Annotated in this window: 13 protein-coding genes; 9 read left to right on the top strand and 4 right to left on the bottom strand. The window is 38.6% G+C overall.

Annotated features, from left to right (window positions below; translation table 11 throughout):
- On the bottom strand, positions 1 to 2622 hold a 2622-nt coding region (gene secA, locus AC1DDX_RS04880; protein ID WP_477621821.1), incomplete at its 3' end, for a preprotein translocase subunit SecA.
- Positions 2623 to 2856: 234 nt separating this feature from the next.
- Positions 2857 to 3159 carry a hypothetical protein gene (locus AC1DDX_RS04875; RefSeq protein ID WP_172661744.1) on the bottom strand — a complete coding sequence of 101 codons (303 nt, stop codon included), beginning with the start codon at positions 3157 to 3159 and terminating at the stop codon, positions 2857 to 2859.
- Positions 3160 to 3317: 158 nt separating this feature from the next.
- Between AC1DDX_RS04875 and purD the strand changes: the two genes are divergently transcribed.
- Positions 3318 to 4589, top strand: coding sequence for a phosphoribosylamine--glycine ligase (gene purD / locus AC1DDX_RS04870; protein WP_172661745.1), 1272 nt, complete (start codon positions 3318 to 3320; stop codon positions 4587 to 4589).
- Between the two features lie 99 nt (positions 4590 to 4688).
- On the opposite strand, the gene AC1DDX_RS04865 is transcribed toward purD, so the two are convergent.
- A complete protein-coding gene (locus AC1DDX_RS04865) occupies positions 4689 to 5906 on the bottom strand; it encodes a redoxin domain-containing protein (RefSeq protein ID WP_477621820.1) in 1218 nt (405 codons plus the stop codon).
- Between the two features lie 112 nt (positions 5907 to 6018).
- The gene (locus tag AC1DDX_RS04860) at positions 6019 to 7200 is read right to left on the bottom strand and encodes a formimidoylglutamase (RefSeq protein ID WP_288884390.1); all 1182 of its coding nucleotides are present in this window, start codon (positions 7198 to 7200) and stop codon (positions 6019 to 6021) included.
- 75 nt (positions 7201 to 7275) lie between these two features.
- Between AC1DDX_RS04860 and AC1DDX_RS04855 the strand changes: the two genes are divergently transcribed.
- From AC1DDX_RS04855 to AC1DDX_RS04820, 8 genes are all read left to right on the top strand, one after another.
- Positions 7276 to 8244: an NAD-dependent epimerase/dehydratase family protein gene (locus AC1DDX_RS04855; protein WP_337717313.1), complete on the top strand. Its 969-nt coding sequence runs from the start codon at positions 7276 to 7278 to the stop codon at positions 8242 to 8244.
- 2 nt (positions 8245 to 8246) lie between these two features.
- Positions 8247 to 9545 (top strand): HAD-IB family phosphatase, encoded by a 1299-nt coding sequence (locus tag AC1DDX_RS04850; protein WP_172661757.1) that lies wholly within the window; start codon positions 8247 to 8249, stop codon positions 9543 to 9545.
- 1 nt (position 9546) lies between these two features.
- A complete protein-coding gene (locus AC1DDX_RS04845) occupies positions 9547 to 10512 on the top strand; it encodes a tryptophan 2,3-dioxygenase family protein (protein WP_337717310.1) in 966 nt (321 codons plus the stop codon).
- Positions 10513 to 10590: 78 nt separating this feature from the next.
- A complete protein-coding gene (locus AC1DDX_RS04840; protein ID WP_477621819.1) occupies positions 10591 to 11601 on the top strand; it encodes an aminotransferase class IV in 1011 nt (336 codons plus the stop codon).
- Between the two features lie 239 nt (positions 11602 to 11840).
- On the top strand, positions 11841 to 13958 hold the full coding sequence (locus tag AC1DDX_RS04835; protein WP_172661762.1) for a S9 family peptidase: 2118 nt from the start codon (positions 11841 to 11843) through the stop codon (positions 13956 to 13958).
- 25 nt (positions 13959 to 13983) lie between these two features.
- A complete protein-coding gene (locus AC1DDX_RS04830) occupies positions 13984 to 14790 on the top strand; it encodes a glycoside hydrolase family 16 protein (protein WP_172661764.1) in 807 nt (268 codons plus the stop codon).
- Between the two features lie 69 nt (positions 14791 to 14859).
- A complete protein-coding gene (locus AC1DDX_RS04825) occupies positions 14860 to 16161 on the top strand; it encodes a tetratricopeptide repeat protein (RefSeq protein ID WP_477621818.1) in 1302 nt (433 codons plus the stop codon).
- Positions 16162 to 16420: 259 nt separating this feature from the next.
- Positions 16421 to 17336: carboxypeptidase-like regulatory domain-containing protein (locus tag AC1DDX_RS04820; RefSeq protein WP_477621817.1), on the top strand; the 916-nt coding region annotated here is incomplete at its 3' end.

Below are 17336 nucleotides of genomic sequence, written 5' to 3'. Positions count from 1 at the left end.
GCTGAACTCAGCTTCATCAATAGCTGTATCTGCAGAGAAGTTTTTAATTACCTCAAGCTTAAAGCCTTCGTAATTTCCTTCTTCTTTGTATTCAGTTACAATATCTTCCGCAACATCAAATACCATATTGCTCATGTCAACATCTAAACGCTCGCCGAACAAAGCATTTTTACGTTTAGCATAAATAACCGAACGCTGAGAGTTCATAACATCATCATATTCAAGCAAACGCTTACGAATACCGAAGTTATTTTCTTCTACTTTTTTCTGTGCACGCTCAATAGATTTGGTGATCATTGAATGCTGAATTACCTCACCATCCTCAATACCCATTCTTACCATGATGTTAGAGATTCTTTCAGAACCAAATAACCTCATTAAGTTATCTTCTAATGACACGAAGAACTGAGATGAACCCGGATCTCCCTGACGRCCKGCACGACCACGTAACTGTCTGTCTACACGACGAGACTCATGACGCTCCGTCCCAACAATTGCCAAACCACCAGCATCCTTAACGCCTGGGCCTAATTTAATATCCGTACCACGACCAGCCATGTTGGTTGCAATGGTTACCTGACCAGGTTGTCCTGCTTCAGCAACAATATCAGCTTCTCTCTGGTGCATCTTCGCATTCAGGACATTATGTTTAATACCTCTCAGTTTCAACATACGGCTAAGTAATTCCGAAATCTCAACCGAAGTTGTACCCACCAATACCGGGCGGCCTGCTTCAGTTAATTTTACGATCTCTTCTGCTACTGCATTATATTTTTCACGAACAGTACGGTAAACATAATCCTGATGATCTTTTCTTGAAATAACTCTGTTTGTAGGTATCTCTACTACATCCAGTTTATAGATAGACCAAAACTCGCCAGCCTCTGTAGTAGCTGTACCCGTCATACCGCAAAGCTTGTGGTACATACGGAAAAAGTTTTGCAAGGTAACGGTAGCATAGGTTTGCGAAGCATCTTCAACTTTTACATTTTCCTTTGCTTCGATTGCCTGGTGTAAACCATCTGAATAACGACGGCCATCCATAATACGACCAGTCTGCTCATCTACAATTTTAATTTTACCTTCATCAATGATGTATTCAACATCGATCTCAAATAAAGTATATGCTTTCAACAACTGGTTTACAGAGTGGATACGCTCTGCCTTAATAGAGTAGTCGCGCATTAAAGCATCTTTCTGAGCTATTTTTTCTTCACTGGTTAATGATGATTTTTCGATATCAGCAATCTCAGTACCTACATCAGGTAACACAAAGAAATTGTGGTCTTCACCAGATTTCGTGATCAGCTCGATACCTTTCTCAGTTAGTTCAACCTGGTTGTTTTTCTCATCAATATAGAAGAACAATTCCGAATCTACTTTAGGCATATTCTTAGACTGATCTGCCATATAATGGTTTTCAGTTTTCAATAAGGTTTGTTTTACACTACCCTCACTTAAGAACTTGATCAATGCTTTATTTTTAGGCAAACCACGGTGCGCGCGTAAAAGTGCTAAACCACCTTCGCCCTCTTCTGTACCGGTTTTACCATCATTAATTAATTTTTTTGCTTCGTTTAAAGCTTTGGTAACATATTCTTTCTGAGCAGTAACCAAACGCTCAATACGTGGTTTTAGCTCATGAAATTCATGCTGATCACCAAAAGGAACAGGTCCTGATATAATTAATGGCGTACGGGCATCATCAATTAAAACTGAATCGACCTCATCCACCATTGCAAAATGTAGCTTGCGTTGTACCAGCTGATCAGGAGTTTGCGACATATTGTCACGCAAATAATCGAAACCAAATTCATTGTTGGTACCATAAGTGATATCAGCAAGGTATGCGTCTCTGCGTTCCTGAGAGTTTGGTTCATGTTTATCGATACAATCAACCTTTAAACCATGGAACTCAAATAAAGGACCATTCCACTCCGAGTCACGTCGTGCAAGGTAATCATTCACCGTTACGATGTGTACACCTTGTCCGGCAAGTGCGTTCAGGTAAGCAGGCAGCGTACTTACTAAGGTTTTACCTTCACCAGTGGCCATCTCTGCAATTTTACCATTATGCAATACCATACCACCAATCAACTGAACATCGTAATGTACCATGTTCCAAACTACCTCGGTACCTGCAGCATCCCATTTATTGGCCCAAAGTGCTTTATCACCTTGTATAGTTACATTCTTTTTACGGGCAGCATAGTCGCGGTCAAACTGAGTAGCCGTAACTTCCAGTTGCTCATTTTCAGAGAAACGTCTCGAAGTTTCTTTTACCACTGCAAATGCAGCAGGCAAAATCTCAGACAACACTACTTCTAATTCCTTATCACGATCTTTGATTAAAGCATCAATCTGATCGTATATAGCTGTTTTTTCAGGCAATGACAATTCCTGGCTTTCAGCATCGGTTTTTAACCCGCTTATTTTTCCATCTATTTCTGCTAACGCTTTAGCGATAACATCTTTAAAATAAACTGTTTTATTACGCAGTTCATCATTGCTTAGTGCTGATAATTTTGCGTACTCTTCGTTTATTTTGACTACTATAGGCTGTAATGCCTTAATATCTCTTTCTGATTTGCTTCCAAAAACTTTGGCTAAAAATCCTAACATGTATACTTGTGTTTGTTTATTACTATTATTAAAACTGATAAAATTACAACAACCAAGCCATTACCGGGCTGTAAGCCAGAATGTCAGTTGTCAGTGCGCTCAATGTTTTCGCTTCGCGTCATCCTAAGTTTATTTTCAGAATTCCGGTTTAGCAGGAATTGAGGCATGTGCGAGATCCTGAAATAAATTTGCTTCACAGCTTCTGTGAGGTCAGGATAACGATGAATGCTAAAATTAGGGACTGTTATTCTTGGGCTGTTCCCTTATGGTAAGGTTTAAGATGTTTTGATTATGAGCCCTATATTTAATGATATGTGCTTCAGGAAGTACTCCTATAGTAGTTAAAGCACTATAAGATAAGAAAAAAGGATACCTCGAATCGTCAGGCTGACTTGAGCGAACAGTTGCCTGTTCTGTGTTCACCTGCTGCTTATTGCAGTACTTTTCGGTTATAAGTCTTAGCCCCTCAACCCGCTCGGCTTTGGCCAAGTGGGTAAGACTAAAAAATACAAGTGATAAAGTAACAATGTGTCTCATGTTGGCGGCAAATCTAATTTTAATCTTTTACAAACCGAAATCTATTGACAAACAACCTTTTCTAAGCATATTTTATGCCTAATTTAAACTTAGCCTGTGATAATTTAGCTAAAGCGGTATATTTGCCCACACAGACCCAACAATTAAATCATATATAGATGAATATCTTACTATTAGGATCAGGAGGAAGAGAAAGTGCCTTTGCCTGGAAAATGAGCCAGTCTCCTCTTTGCTCTCAATTATTTATTGCACCTGGTAATGGTGGTACAGGAGTTTATGGAAAAAACATAAATCTTAACATCAATAATTTTGAAGCCGTAAAAGCATTAGTTCTTAAAGAAAACATAGAACTGGTAGTAGTTGGCCCCGAAGAACCTCTTGTAAATGGTATTCATGATTTTTTTGCTGAGGATGAAAGTTTATCAAAAATCCCGGTTATCGGGCCAAAAAAAGAAGGTGCAATTTTAGAAGGCAGTAAAGATTTTTCTAAACAATTTATGGCACGCCATGGTATTCCTACAGCAAGTTCGCGTTCTTTTACCGGCAAAACTTTAGAAGAAGGTTTAACTTACCTGCAATCTCATCCCCTTCCGGTGGTATTAAAAGCCGATGGATTGGCAGCAGGAAAAGGCGTTTTAATTATAGATAATACCGAAGAAGCACAGGAAGAATTAAAATTAATGCTTAGCGGCAAGTTTGGCGAAGCCGGAACTACAGTAGTAATTGAAGAGTTTTTAAGTGGCATAGAGCTTTCGGTATTTGTACTTACAGATGGCGAAAACTATGTGATACTTCCTGAAGCAAAAGATTACAAACGTATCGGGCAAGCAGATACTGGCCTAAATACTGGTGGTATGGGCTCGGTATCTCCGGTTCCTTTTGCCAGCAAAGCATTTTTAGACGAAGTTGAACGTGATATTATCATTCCAACCATTAGCGGTTTAAAGAAAGATAAAATCAACTATACAGGCTTCATCTTCTTCGGTTTAATTAAAGTAAATGAAAAACCTTTTGTAATTGAATACAACTGCCGCATGGGCGATCCGGAAACGGAAAGTGTAGTTCCAAGAATCGAGAATGATCTGGTAGAACTTTTTCTTGCAACAGCCAAACAGAAATTAAAAGGATATAAATTAAATATCAGCCCTAAAAATGCTGCAACCGTAATGATTGTTGCGGGCGGATATCCTGGAGAATATGAAAAGGGTAAAGCCATTACCGGTATTGACAATGTACGCCAATCTTTGGTATTTCATGCCGGAACAGCACTTGAAGGTGGTGTTGTAAAAACAAACGGCGGTCGTGTTATTGCAGTTAGCAGTTTACAAGATAGCCAGTTTGATGCATTACAATCGGCAACAGCCGATGCTGCCCGCATCTATTTTGACGGCAAGTATTTTAGAGAAGATATTGGTTTTGACTTAGTATAAGGGAGCAGGAATCTTCCTTATACGGTAAAAAAACAGGGTGTGTCATAAATCATGACACACCCTGTTCTTTTATCTTATCGTCGAGATGACATGCATTCGTTAATCAACAACTACACGTTCTTTAACCAATTCACTATTGTATTTGCAATGCGTAATGATTGTATAACGATTGTATAAACCCCCAACTAATACTTCCGCAAGTTTGCTTTGTAATTCTTCTCCTCTTACATTCTTTGCAATGATTTTTCCGGTTGGGTCAATCAGATAATTTGCAGGAATACCACGGATACCATACATCTTGGCAACGGCATTATCCCAAAACTTCAAGTCTGATACGTGAGTCCATGTTAAGCCATCATCTTTAATAGCTTGTAACCAGGCTTCTTTTTGACCAGGTTTATCCAGAGAAACACCTAGAACCGTAAAGTTTTTGTCTTTATAAGTATTGTATGCCTTAACTACATTCGGATTCTCGCCTCTGCAAGGTCCGCACCATGAAGCCCAAAAATCAAGCAACACATACTTCCCTTTAAAATCAGATAATTTAACAGGCTTATCGTTTACATCATTTTGAGTAAAATCCATTGCCAACGAACCAACATTATTTTTCTTTAATGATGATAACATCTCGGCTATGCTTTTACCAAGATCAGTAGCTTTAACCTCAGCAGAGAATTTATTAAAATCAGGCTCCACAACGGTTGGGTTAGCATCAGGCCCTATTGTACCTGCAAATGCTACCAGAGCAACATAAGAATCGCGATTAGCTAAATAAAACTGTTTATTAATATCTATAAACTCTTTTTGAAGTGCTTCGCTACGTGCCTGCACAGTTTTTATATAGTTTTCATCCTTACGCTCTTCATCAGTTTTACGCTTATACTCCGCTTCTAACGCAGCGTTTTTATCCATAACAGATTTTGTTATGGCTTTATACTTAGCATCATCATCATTTACAGCAGAACCTTTTACTACGGCATGTTTAACAGAATCGGTAGCCGAATTAACTGCAACCGTTTTTGGCTCCAGGTAAAATCTAAATAAATCAACAGCTGCCGGATCTGCTGGGGCAGGAGCTTTATCATCATGAACAACTCTAATTGCCGCCTGTGATATTCCGGTTAAGGGGCCGGTAAACGAAAACTTACCTCCCGCAATAACGGCTGAATCCACAACCTGGGTACTTCCTGTTTTATAATATAAAAATGCTTTGGCCGGGGCGTTTAAGTTCCCAACTTTGGCCTGCAATGTGAATTTTCCTTGTGCCATAGCTGCAACAGGCAATAAACAAACTGCAGTAATTAATAATTTCCTCATATTGTGTTCTTTAATTTTAACAAGCATTGGTACAATTTATTATATATATAATAGTATGCCTGCACTCAAATATAAATTCAAGCCCCTACATAACGCAATAAAAAATGTAAAATTATAATAGTTTCTGGAATGTGCGCCACCAGAGATCAGGCATTTCGCCATTTACAGCAGTCGTATAATCATCGTAACGACATGGTACTAAGTGAAATCGTTCATTCTTTGAGATTCCTGTAGGGTAAGGGACCTGCATCCACCACCTATCTGATTTTTTACTTTTAACAAACAACATCTCTCCTGTTCCGTCATTTAAACTGGCTCTGTAGATCAGGTATTGAGATTTTGGTGTAAGCGGAAAATCCTTTTTACGGTTGTAATAGCCATCAACAAAATACCAAACCATTTGAGCCAGCAGCATGGCTGTTTGCCCGTTGGTATCGAAGGCAGGATTAAATTCATAGAAACCGATAGAGGTAAGCTTATCACTCATCCCTGCGTATCTGGCAATGCGGCAAGCCTGCTCGCCATAAAAGCCATTTGGCCCTGCATTTGCATTTGCCGCAGCATCAGATGAGCGAATTGCGCCAATATCGAAACTGAGCATATTGGCATTACGAACAATCGGTTCGGTTAAACTGATATCATCTGCAAATTCACCTAAGCGGTGCACATCAAAATACAGCTTGCTCATTACCTTTAAGCTTTCCTGATTCACATAATAGGTTTGGTAACCAATATTACTAAAGTTGAAAAGGTAGTTTGGCTGGTGAAGTAGTATTTTATTTAAGTAGGTATCTGATTTGGCAGCAAGTCCTTCCTGATCTTCTTCATCAAGGTCAAATTTACTATCTACAACCACCAGATCTACCTTTTGCTCCAGGCTTTCGTAAGCCAGGTATTGCGCGTAAGTAAGGTCTTGCCCGCCGCCAATAATTATAGGTACAATGTTCAGCTTAATCAATTCAGACACTACCATTTTTAATGCTACGTAGGTGTCGGAAATTGAGGCACCAGCTTTTATATTTCCCAGATCTATAATTTTACTGGTATAAGCGCCTTCATTTAAACTATAAAACTGGGCACGAAAATAGTCGGGGGCAAGGCCGCAGCCTTCATTATTTACAGAAGCACGGTCATCTTGTACTCCAAAAATGGCAATATCGTATTCATTTTCTTCAAGGTCAGGAAATTTATCTGTGTAAAAAGTAGCCTTCAAACCTAGCTGACTGGTATAAAATCCCGCTTTTGGTGAGAATTTGTCTGTACTTAAAGGTGAAAAAAAATCGGATAAAGACATATAGTACTATAAATGTATGCCATCAAATATCTATTTTTGAGAGCATATTTTAATGAACATCCTAAAAAAAATGAAATGATATTAGTTACCGGCGCCACTGGATTTTTAGGAGCAGAATTAATAAATCAATTAACTGAGTCGGGTGTAAAGGTAAAAGCATTAAAACGCGAGCACTCTGTTATACCGCAATCAATAAGCAACAACGCTGATATTGAGTGGTTTGTTGCGGACATAAATGACATTTCTTCACTTGAGGATGCCTTTGATGGTGTCGATCAGGTTTACCACTGCGCAGCCATGGTATCTTTTAATCCTAAGGATAAAGCCCAATTGCTAAGGGTTAATATTGAAGGCACCAGCAATATTGTTAACCTTTGTGCAGAAAATAACGTTAGGTTGGTGCATGTTAGTTCCGTTGCCGCGTTAGGAAATGCAAAAAAGGGCGAACTAATTACCGAAAAAGATTTCTGGGAATACGATTCAAAAGCACATTCATATGCCATTTCTAAATACGAAGGTGAAATGGAGGTTTGGCGCGGAATAGCAGAAGGGCTAGATGCGGTAATTGTAAATCCCTCGGTAATTATTGGAGCAGGAGCAGGTTTTGAAGGCAGCGGTGCAATATTTAAGCTGGTTAAAGATGGTCTTTCTTATTATACCAGAGGTGCAACAGGAATTGTGGATGTTTATGATGTTGCAAAAAGCATGATTGCTTTAATGAACAGTAAAGAAAGCGGAGAACGTTACACCATATCTTCTGAAAACTATCATTACCAGCGGTTTTTTGGAGAAATTGCACAGGGTTTTAAGGTAAAAGCCCCTGCCAAAGAAGCAAAGCCATGGATGCTGGGCATTGCATGGAGAGCCGCAAAACTGGCATCCCTATTTACAGGAAAACCCGCAGCATTAACAAGCGACGCAGCAAGAAGCAGCTTAAACGAAAGCTTATACAGTAACGAAAAAATAAAGCATACAATAGGAATACAATTTAAACCACTTAAGCAAAGCATCGAAGAAGTTTGCGAAGGGTTAAAGAACAACTAAAAATGAAGCAGAAAAATATTTACATCATTGATTTTGACAGCACCTTTACACAGGTAGAGGCTTTAGATGAGCTGGCCCGTATCTCTCTTAAAAAACATCCTGAGAAAGACGCTATTTTTCAGAAGATTGAAGATTACACTAACCTTGCAATGGAAGGAAAGCTTTCTTTTGGAGAGAGTTTGGCTCAAAGAGTAAAGCTTCTTGAGGCTAATGAAGATCATTTGAAACAACTGATTACGCATTTAAAGAAAAAAGTTTCTGCTTCTTTTTCGCGTAATGCCGAATTCTTTAAAAAGCATGCAGATGAAGTTTTGATTGTTTCAGGTGGCTTTAAAGAATTTATTACTCCGGTAGTAAGCAAGTTCCACATTAAAAAAGAAAACATCTACGCCAATACTTTTGTAACTACCGGCGATGGAAAGATAATTGATTACGACCACTCGAACCCTTTAAGTGAAGAAGGTGGCAAGGTAAAATTGATGCAACAGCTAAACCTTGAAGGCGACCTTTACGGAATTGGCGATGGCTATTCTGATTTTCAGCTTCGCGAAAGTGGCTTGATAAAGAAATTCTATGCTTTTACTGAGAATATTTCTAGAGAAAGCATTGTTAAAAAAGCAGATCACATTACGCCAAGCTTTGACGAGTTCTTGTATGTAAACAATTTACCAAGGGCTATATCATATCCTAAAAACAGGATTCTGTGTTTGATTATTGGTGATGCAGACCCATTGAGCATTGAGTTACTGAAAAAAGATGGTTTCTCTGTTCGCCACAAAACTACTTTTGAAGAGAAATATGTAGCTGATGTACACATGATGTTGTTGGCAGATGGTGAAAAGATTGAGCTTGAGAAATTAAAAAGAGCGGTTAAGCTTAAAACTATAGGTTATCTTGGCAATACAAAAAACAAAATTGATATAGCTACCTGTACTGAGCAGGGCGTTGTTGTTTTTGAAGATCCAAAACACAACCCACGTAATATCGATTTCATTCCAAAAAGGATGATCGATTTTATGAATACAGGTACCAGTTACCTTAGCAGTAATTTCCCGAACCTGCAATTGCCAAGAATCGAGAAATCGCACAGGTTAATACACATTCATAAGAACGTACCGGGTATTATGGCTAAAATAAATACTGTTTTTGCCAAGCATGATATTAATATTGTGGGTCAGTTTTTGATGACTAACCCTGAAATTGGTTACGTGATTACAGATATAAATGCACAATACGACAAGCAGTTGTTTAAATCGTTAAAAAAGATTGAGCACACCATAAAATTCAGGGTTTTATATTAGAATGGAACTTACACCTCAGATAAAGGAAAAACTGGATAAACTGCAGGAAAAGTATGCAGCAATGGGTCAGGATATGTCTGCATATCTGGATGGCTTGTTATATGCTGATTTCTTAACTTATTGGGATTATATCCATCTGGATACTCTACTGAGCCTGCAAAACCCGAAAACGCCATTCCCGGATGAAGAGATTTTTATCATGTACCATCAGATTACTGAGCTATATTTTAAACTTGCACTTCATGAATGCAAACAGATTGCTGATAATCAGGAACTAACGGTTCAGTTTTTTACCAATCGGGTAAAACGCATTAATGCTTATTTTAATGCATTGGTTACTTCGTTTGAGGTGATGGTGAATGGGATGGATAAAGATCAGTTCCTGAAGTTCAGAATGTCGCTGTTACCAGCAAGTGGTTTTCAATCTGGTCAATACCGAATGATAGAAATTTGCGCAACTGATTTTATCAGGCTGGTTGACAAAAGCAAAAGAGAAGAACTTGCAGATAAGAGCGTTGAAGAGCAATTTGAATTCATTTACTGGAAGTTTGGGGCTACAGAATTGGCCAGCGGTAAACAGACGCTTACTTTAAAGCAATTTATAAACAAGTATGCTGCGCAGTTCCTGCAATTGGTAAAGGACAGGAAAGAGACTAATTTTTCGGCCTTATACTATAAGCTGTTAAAAGAGGGGCATGATGTTTCTGCTTTGGCAGATGAGCTTAGAAAGCTTGATTTATATGTGAATGTGGAGTGGCCATTGTCTCATTATAAATCTGCGGTCAGGTATTTGGAGAGAGATCCTGTAGATATTGCAGCTACCGGTGGCACCAACTGGCAGAAGTATTTACCTCCACGTTTTCAGAAAAGAATTTTCTATCCTTTCCTTTGGACAGAAGATCAAATGGAGGAATGGGGCAAGGGTTGGGTGCTTAGTGTATTGAAAACACTTAGAAATGAGGCGTAAACATTGTCAAAATCCAAAATAATAAAGAATAAACAAGGCTTTTTTTATTAAATTTGCAGTAATAAAATACAAGTCAAAATGAACGAGACATTGGATATAACAGTAACCAAGACTGAGCAGACCAGATTAACAGTAACAGATTTTTCTCAATTACCTTTCGGAAAGGTGTTTTCCGATCACATGTTTATTGCAGAATACGAAAATGGTGAGTGGACGAACCTACAGGTATTACCTTACGGTCCGATTCTTATGAGCCCTGCAATTTCTGCCCTTCACTACGGACAGGCAATTTTTGAAGGTATGAAAGCTTATCGTTTAGCTGACGGAAAAGTCAGCGTTTTCAGAGCAGAAAAAAACTTTGAGCGTTTCAACAAATCAGCAACACGTATGGCTATGCCAAGCATTCCTGAGGATATTTTTATGCAGGGAATTGCAGCGCTGATTGAGATTGATAATAAATGGGTCCCTAATCAGGATGGTTATTCTTTATACATTCGTCCGGTGATGTTTGCTACAGATCCTTATTTAGGTGTTAAAGCATCTGACAAGTATACTTTTGCTTTATTAGAATATACGCGTGCAGATGAAGGTGGTGTTGGTTACGCCAAAACCGCTGGAAATTATGCTCGTTCTTTATATCCATTTGCAGAAGCTCAAAAAGAAGGCTTTGATCAGTTAATCTGGACAGATGCTGTTTCTCATGAGTTTATTGAAGAAGCAGGGACAGCTAATTTGATCTTCGTAATTGATGGCAAATTGGTAACACCTTCTGTAAGAAGCACTGTTTTAGATGGTGTAACACGTGATACAATTATCAAACTTGCAAAAAAAGCAGGCATTGAAGTTGAAGAAAGACGCGTTAGTGTAAAAGAAGTAATAGAAGGAATTGAAAACGGCAGATTGACTGATGCTTTTGCAGCGGGAACTGCAGCAACGGTAACTCCAATTGGAGAAATCGGATACCAAGGCCAGGTTTATAAGTTAACTGACCCTTCAACACGTACAGTTTCAGCAGGTATTGCTAAAACATTGAATGATATTCGTTACGGATTAGCTCCTGATGAATTCGGTTGGAACTGGATTGTATAATTGAAGATTAGTACTTGTTTAAAATTATATAGCGCCCTTTTTAAGGGCGCTTTTTTTATACCAACGCCGTCATCTCCTTTGGTTAATCAAAGGAGATGACGGCTGCTTTAGCAGAGCCTTAAAACATTCCAAATTGGGATAGGATACAACTTTAAATAGAAGATTTTTCGTAAAGTACTTATACTTTAGTAATTTCCGCGGCGCTAAGGCGCAATTCAATATCAACAGGATCTTATAGCATGAAAAAAATACTACTTATTTGTTTAGCGATGTCATTATTTATTATCAAATCAGAGGCTCAGCTCAAAAAACTTTCACAACAACAAATCTTTGGTGGCCAGCCCTCGCTTACTAAATCTATAAATATAGTCAACGGATGGAGTGATGATAACCATTACATTGAGATGGACACCAAGGATCATAACTTATATGCAGTAGATGTTAAATCGGGCCAAAGAACGCCGTATACTCCACCGCCAAAAAGTAATGTAAATCTATCTGTTAAAAACAATGATGTTTACATACAATACGGGCAGGATGAACCAAAACGCTTAACAAATGATAAAGACGAGGAGAAGAACCCTACCCTATCTCCTGATGGAAAGCATGTAGCATTTACCCGAAATAACGATCTGTATTCAGTTGATGTTGAAACAGGAAAAGAGATCAGATATACAAATGATGGAACTGATGTAATTTATAATGGTTGGTCGTCGTGGGTGTATTACGAAGAAATTCTTGGCAGATCTACCAATTACAAAGCCTTCTGGTGGTCGCCGGATAGTAAGAACATTGCATTTATGCGTTTTGACGATACCAAGGTTCCCATGTTTCCAATTAATGGATCAACCGGGCAACATGGGTATACAGAAAAAACACGCTATCCAAAAGCTGGCGACCCTAATCCGGAAGTAAAAGTAGGATTTGTCCCTGTAAACGGAGGTTCTATTGTATGGGCCGACTTTAACGAAAAAGATGATCAATACTTTGGCACTCCTTACTGGAGTTTTGATGGCAGTAATTTAATGGTACAATGGATGAACCGCGGACAGGATAACTTAAAATTTTATTCAGTAAACCCTACCAATGGTTCTAAAAAAGAAATCTACGACGAGAAACAGTCTTCTTGGGTAGATTTAGATTACGATGGGCGCATAGAATATCTTCAAGATAAAAAACACTATATCCTTAAAAGTGATAAAACAGGATGGGCACATTTTTATTTATACACGTTAGATGGGAAACTGGTAAATCCACTAACCAGCGGCAAATGGCAGGTTACTGATCTTGTTCATGTAGATGAGAAAAATAAGGTTGTTTACTTTATGGCTCGTAAAGAAGCATCTACGAGAACAGATTTTTATAGTGTAGGCTACAATGGCAAGAACTTAAAACGATTGTCATTTGGGGATTATTCTCATCAGGTAATGATGTCGCCCAATGGTTCTTATTTCATTAGCACTTATTCCAATGTTTCTACCCCTACTAAAAGAACATTATTAAACAATAAAGGGAAGATCATTAAAGAACTTGGCGACACTAAATCTGATGATTTTGCACAGTTCAACTATGGTAAAACAGAAATGATTACTATCCCTACTGATGATGGCTATAATTTACCAGCTGTAATAACCTACCCTACTGATTTTGATCAGAATAAAAAGTATCCGGTAGTGATGAGTATTTATGGCGGGCCAAATGCAGGCAACGTAAGCAATACCTGGAAAGGAATTGGCGGACAATGGTGGGCAAATGAAGGGATCGTACAGATTTCTGTAGATCACCGCGCATCAGGACAATTTGGTAAGGAAGGCGTTGCTTTAATGCACCGCAACCTGGGTAAGTGGGAAATGCAGGATTATACTACTGCTGCAAGATGGTTAAAAGCCAAATCATGGGTTGACAATAAGAAACTACTGATTACAGGTCATAGCTACGGCGGTTATATGACTTGCCTTGCCCTTACTAAAGGAGCCGACGATTTTGATTTCGGATACGCGGGAGCACCCGTTACCAGCTGGGAGCTTTACGATTCTCATTATACAGAGCGTTTTATGGATACGCCTAAAGAAAACCCTGAGGGTTACAAAGATGGTTCTGTTTTAACCTATGTAAACAATTATAAAGGATTATTGAGGATTATGCATGGTGATATGGATGACAATGTGCATATGCAGAATACGATACAACTTATAGATAAGCTTCAAAATGCGAATAAACATTTTGAGTTGATGATCTATCCGGGTGGAAGACATGGATGGGGAGGTGTAAAATCTGCTCATGATAAAGCTGAGCGTTTCCGCTTTTACTATCAAAACCTATTGAACAAGCCTGTACCAGAAGAGTTACTTAAATAGCGCTAAATATTTATCACCTTTAGTTATGAAAGCATTTAACTGTTTAATTGGAGCATTGCTAATGTCTGCCCTTTCTGGTATGGCTCAAACTAAATCTATGCCTATGGAAAAAGGCAAGACGTTGATATGGAGTGATGAATTCAACTATAAAGGCCTTCCCGATTCTACAAAATGGGACTACGAGGAAGGCTTTGTAAGAAACCGTGAGAAACAGTTCTATACACGTGCCAGATTAAAAAATTGCTATGTTAAGCGTGGCAAGCTTGTGATTAAATCACTAAAGGAAAAATATAAGGATGCCGATTATACTTCGGCAAGTATTAACACACTTGGAAAACAGCACTTTGACGGAAACATCCGTGTTGAAATAAGAGCAAAGATCCCATCGGGAAAGGGCATATGGCCTGCCCTTTGGATGATGGGATCAAATATAAAGCAGGTGGGCTGGCCTAAATGTGTAGAATTTGATATTATGGAGTTTGTAGGTCATACGCCTTCAACTATTCACGGAACCCTCCATTGGGCTGATAGTGGGTTGAAAGATCCTAATGGCCATAAAAGCAGCGGCGCCAATGTAAAGATGGATGATGTGCATAAAAAATACCATGTTTATGGTTTGGAGCGCAAGGGTGATAGTGTAAAGGTTTTTATAGACGACAAGTATTATTTCAGCATGTCGGCCCCGGCTACAGCGTACAAAGATTCGTTTACCTCTCCGCTATATCTTTTGATGAATACCGCGATTGGCGGCGAATGGGGCGGAGATATTGATGATTCTATATTTGCTCAAAAGTTCTATGTTGATTATGTGCGCGTTTACAAATTAGATTAAGATTATGCCTTAAGATGGCGCCTCTTTAATTTAACATTAGCTTAATACTGTATGTTTTACTTTTAAAGGGTGAAGAAACTTACCTTAAATAGTATAACAATAGGTTTAATTCTGTTTTGTTTTTCATTACCTGTTTTTGCGGTTTACAATCAGGCTCAGGGAAAAAATGATATAGGCACACTGATTAAGAAAGACCCCAACTCTGCGTTTATAAAAATAAAGGGGTTGTTAAATACAGCATTAAAACAGAATGACCTGATCTCTGCTGCAAAATATTATCAATATTTTGGCGAGATCTTTTATCATCAGGCAGCCTATTCGCAGGCAGTAAATTATTTTTACAAGGCAGACCGCATATTTAGAAACCATAATGATCAGGCTAACCTGGCTGCCCTCAAGTACTATTCATTGTCTCTAAAACTAAACAAGGCCGCGGCAAATGATCTTGCCCAAATAGAGATTGTAAACAACATTGGCGACGTTTACAGAAAAAAAGGCAGGTACCCTGAAGCAATGCGTTATACGCGCAAAGCGGAACATATGGCCTTAATCATGAATGATCAATATCAGCTTAGCAGTGCCTACAGGGACCTATCGAAAACATTTGATCTTATTAAAAAGTATGATAGCGCCTATCACTACAGTGAACTAAGCCGCAATATCTTCCTGAAGATCTATACGGCTGACAATACCAAGCAGCTGGCCCTATTACAAACCTTATTTGAAATACAACAAAAGGACGATGCAATTGTAAGGTTTGAAAATGAGAGAAAGGCAAATCAGTATATCATTGTTGCAGTGATCCTGATCATCCTCTTACTGATTTTACTGGGTATAAGTACTATTAGCCGTCAACGTTTGAAACTTCGAAACGAACAGAAGCTTAACGAGCAGAACAACATGCTTTATGAAATCCAGAAGAATGCCATTAAAGCTGAGCTGGAACTTAAAAGCAAGGAACTGACCAGCAATACGCTCCATGTAATTCAAAGCAATCAGTTTCTGGAAGAACTAAAGGAAGAGATCTCTGATATGATAAAGGATGAAAAAAGAGATCAGAAGAGACAGTTACAGCAAGTGATGCAGAAAATAAATCAAAACATTAATCATGACAGGCATTGGAAAGAATTCTCTACTTTATTTGAACAAATTCACCAGGCTTTTTTTGACAATCTGAAAAGACATAGTGATGATTTAACAGCAAATGACATCCGTTTAGTAGCCCTTATTAAGATGAATTTAAGCTCAAAAGATATGGCTGTTATTTTTGGTATTTCCCAGGATAGTTTGCGTGTTGCACGTTACCGTTTACGTAAAAAACTGAATATTCCGCAAGGAGAAAACCTGAGTTCTTTTATACAGACACTATAACAAAAATCACGATTTCCGGAGGCTTAACAAACTGTTAACATAACGCTAACTAAATGATAATGGCGATTTCGGTTACAATCAAATACTTGACAATCAATATTTTAACAAAATACTGTTCACGCTGTATCCGTTCTGTATACATCATTTGTAACGCTGTATACATTTTGTACACGCCTCAATCATTAAACTCCATCACCTGGTTTGCACATTTGCCTCACGGTTTAAAAAACACTACCACCACAAACAAATTTTCAGGAAAATGAAGTCAATTTTACAAGTTCTTTTTTGCTTATTAATTGGTGCTGCCACGGCCAGTGCAACCAGTTTAAAAGGTTACGTTTTTGATCAGAAAACAGGTGAAGCTTTAGTAGGCGCATCAGTATATCTGGAAAATACTGACAAGGCAGTATTAACGGGATTAGATGGCTCGTTTGAGATCAAACATCCACCAGCAGGAAACTTCACATTAAAAGTATCTTATGTGATGTATAAGGTTTTATCTAAACAGATTACAATACTTAAAGAGGATAATCCAACGATCAGGATTTATCTGTCTGAAACGAAAGAGAAAGAATTAAGTGAGGTAGTTATTTCGGCAAAAAATGATGGCTCGGCTGAAAAAACTGCAAGACGCATCGAGCAAAAATCTGCGCAGCTAATTAATGTCGTATCGGGCAAGGCGATGGAGATTTCTCCGGATCTGACAGTCGCAAATGTTATTCAACGTGTTTCAGGTGTATCAGTTGAAAGGAGCAATAGTGGAGACGGACAATATGCTATTCTAAGAGGAATGGACAAAAGATACAATTATACCCTGGTTAATGGGATAAAAATACCGAGCCCTGATAATAAATACCGTTACGTTCCTTTGGACATTTTCCCTTCGGAACTTTTGGACAGGCTTGAAGTATATAAAACCTTGACTCCAAACCTTGAAGGCGACGCCATAGGTGGGGTGGTAAATATGGTAATGAAAGATGCACCGCAAAAGCTACAGATCAATGCAAACCTTGCAGGCGGTTATAGTCAGCTATTTATAGATCGGGGCTTTAGTTCATTTGATGCCTCTTCAGTTCATCGTAAATCACCATATGAGCTTAACGGGAAGGATTACAAAGCCACGCAAGCAGACTTTCCAAGAGGTACTGCAGATTACAAGTCGAGCCACCCTGCTC

It is taken from the genome of Pedobacter sp. 10L46_2 (assembly GCF_056395165.1).
Note: the sequence above shows the minus strand (reverse complement) of the source record. Positions and strands in the feature narration are given on the sequence as shown.

What these genes read in the sequence shown, in the direction of transcription:
- AC1DDX_RS04835 (WP_172661762.1), top strand. Translation starts at nt 11,841, where the DNA reads ATGAAAAAAATACTACTTATTTGTTTAGCGATGTCATTATTTATTATC.
- AC1DDX_RS04855 (WP_337717313.1), top strand. Translation starts at nt 7,276, where the DNA reads ATGATATTAGTTACCGGCGCCACTGGATTTTTAGGAGCAGAATTAATA.
- AC1DDX_RS04875 (WP_172661744.1), bottom strand. Translation starts at nt 3,159, where the DNA reads ATGAGACACATTGTTACTTTATCACTTGTATTTTTTAGTCTTACCCAC.
- AC1DDX_RS04850 (WP_172661757.1), top strand. Translation starts at nt 8,247, where the DNA reads ATGAAGCAGAAAAATATTTACATCATTGATTTTGACAGCACCTTTACA.
- AC1DDX_RS04860 (WP_288884390.1), bottom strand. Translation starts at nt 7,200, where the DNA reads ATGTCTTTATCCGATTTTTTTTCACCTTTAAGTACAGACAAATTCTCA.
- AC1DDX_RS04865 (WP_477621820.1), bottom strand. Translation starts at nt 5,906, where the DNA reads ATGAGGAAATTATTAATTACTGCAGTTTGTTTATTGCCTGTTGCAGCT.
- AC1DDX_RS04845 (WP_337717310.1), top strand. Translation starts at nt 9,547, where the DNA reads ATGGAACTTACACCTCAGATAAAGGAAAAACTGGATAAACTGCAGGAA.
- AC1DDX_RS04830 (WP_172661764.1), top strand. Translation starts at nt 13,984, where the DNA reads ATGAAAGCATTTAACTGTTTAATTGGAGCATTGCTAATGTCTGCCCTT.
- purD (WP_172661745.1), top strand. Translation starts at nt 3,318, where the DNA reads ATGAATATCTTACTATTAGGATCAGGAGGAAGAGAAAGTGCCTTTGCC.
- AC1DDX_RS04840 (WP_477621819.1), top strand. Translation starts at nt 10,591, where the DNA reads ATGAACGAGACATTGGATATAACAGTAACCAAGACTGAGCAGACCAGA.